This is a genomic window from Streptomyces mutomycini, assembly GCF_001700505.1.
Taxonomy (GTDB): Bacteria; Actinomycetota; Actinomycetes; order Streptomycetales; family Streptomycetaceae; genus Streptomyces; species Streptomyces mutomycini.
Map to the genome: position 1 here is coordinate 1 of NZ_MAPV01000231.1, position 1,972 is coordinate 1,972.

General features: G+C 71.0%; 2 protein-coding genes. Both read left to right on the top strand.

Going from position 1 to position 1,972, the window contains the following annotated elements:
* Positions 1-663: family 1 encapsulin nanocompartment shell protein (locus BFF76_RS27655; RefSeq protein ID WP_065849300.1), on the top strand; the 663-nt coding region annotated here is incomplete at its 5' end.
* Between the two features lie 125 nt (positions 664-788).
* On the top strand, positions 789-1,972 hold a 1,184-nt coding region (locus BFF76_RS27660), incomplete at its 3' end, for a type III PLP-dependent enzyme domain-containing protein (protein WP_107418501.1).

Sequence of the window (1,972 nt, forward strand, 5' to 3'; positions counted from 1 at the left end):
CAACTGTCGGCGATCGGCGACGGGCACCTCCGTGACATCGACCCGCCCACCCCAGACGTGTTCGCCCGCGCCCGCACGGCGACACCGGTCATCGAGTGGCGGGTGCCGTTCACCGTGACCAGAGAGGCGGTCGACGACGTCGAGCGAGGCTCCCAGGACAGCGACTGGCAACCGGTCAAGGACGCGGCTCGCACCTGCGCGTTCGCCGAGGACATGGCGGTCATCGACGGGTACGCGGCGGCCGGCATCACGGGCCTGCGGGACGGTTCCTCGCATCCCCCGCTGCCGCTGCCAGCCGACGCGAGGGACTATCCGACGGCGGTGAGCCAGGCCCTGACCCGGCTGCGGCTCGCGGGCGTCGACGGGCCGTACCGGCTGCTGCTCGGCGCCGACGCGTTCACCGAGGCCACCGAGACCTCCGACCACGGCTATCCGGTGGCCACCCACCTGGCGCGGCAGCTCGACGAGCCCATTCTGTGGGCACCCGCCGTCACGGGTGGGGTCCTGCTCTCGACTCGCGGCGGCGACTTCGAGCTGTGCCTGGGCCAGGACCTGTCCATCGGATATCTGGACCACGACGCCATGAGCATCCGGCTCTACTTCCACCAGGCGTTCACCTTCCGGATGCTGACTCCCGAGGCCGTCGTGCCGCTCATCGCCTGACAGCGCCGACCTGCGAGGCTCTCATCAACGACATCCGCCGTACGCCACCGTCGGATTCCGCGGCAGCCGAGGGATCTCCCCCCGCACCGCGCTCCGACAGATTCGCCGAGGCGCTGCGCCTCGCGGTGGCGCAAGGACTGCTCGGCGAGAAGCGGCCGCTCGCGGGCTTCCTGGACGCGGACGGGATCCGTGAGAGCGTCGCGGCGTTGGAGGACGCCTTTGCGGCCGAGCCGGGCGTACAGGTGCTGCACACCTTCGCCGCGAAGGCCGCGTCACTGATCCCGGTGCTGCGGCTCCTAGCCGACTGCGGGATGGGCTGCGAAGTCGCCGGCCCCGGCGAACTGAGGCTCGCCGTCGAGGCCGGTTTCACCCCGGCTCGTATCGTCCTGGACTCGCCTGCCAAGACCCGCGACGAACTGCGGCTGGCACTGGCGCTCGGTGTCGCCGTGAACGCGGACAGTTTCGGCGAGATCCGCCGGATCGAGGAGATCCGCTCGCCCGGCTCGGCCTCCGTACTCGGGCTGCGGGTGAATCCGCAGGTCGGAGGAGGTTCCATCGGGGCCATGAGCACGGCGACGGCCACCTCGAAGTTCGGCGTGGCCCTGCGTGACCCCGGTGCGCGGGAGCAGGTCGTCAGGACCTTCGCCGAACGTCCCTGGCTCACCCGGCTGCACGCCCACGTCGGCTCGCAGGGCTGTTCGCTGCAGCTCATCGCAGCGGGCATCGCCGAAACGTACCGGCTGGCCGAGGAGGTCAACGAGGTGGTGGGCGTACGCCGGATCACAGGCATCGACATCGGCGGTGGGCTCCCGGTCAACTTCGCCGACGACGAGGCGCGCCCCGCCTTCGCGGACTATGTGGCAGCGCTCCGGGCGGAGGCTCCGGGGCTCTTCGACGGACGCTACGACCTGGTCACCGAATTCGGCAGGTCCCTGCTCGCCAAGAACGGCTTCATCGGGGCGCGCGTCGAATACACGAAGGACGCCGGCGGGCGCCGCATCGCGCTGACCCACGCCGGGGCGCAGATCGCCACCCGCACCGTCTTCATGCCCGATGCCTGGCCACTGAGGGTCGGCGTGTTCGACGGGGAGGGCCGCCCCCGGAACGGGCCTTCGATGGTCCAGGACATCGCGGGACCGTGCTGCTTCGCCGGGGACGTCGTGGCCCACGCGCGGGAGCTGCCCGAACTGCGGGAGGGCGACTTCGTGGTCCTGTACGACACGGGCGCGTACTACTTCTCCACACCCTGGGCCTACAACAGCCTGCCGCGCCCCGCGAAGCCGTACACCGCGGGGCGCGGCAGGCTGTT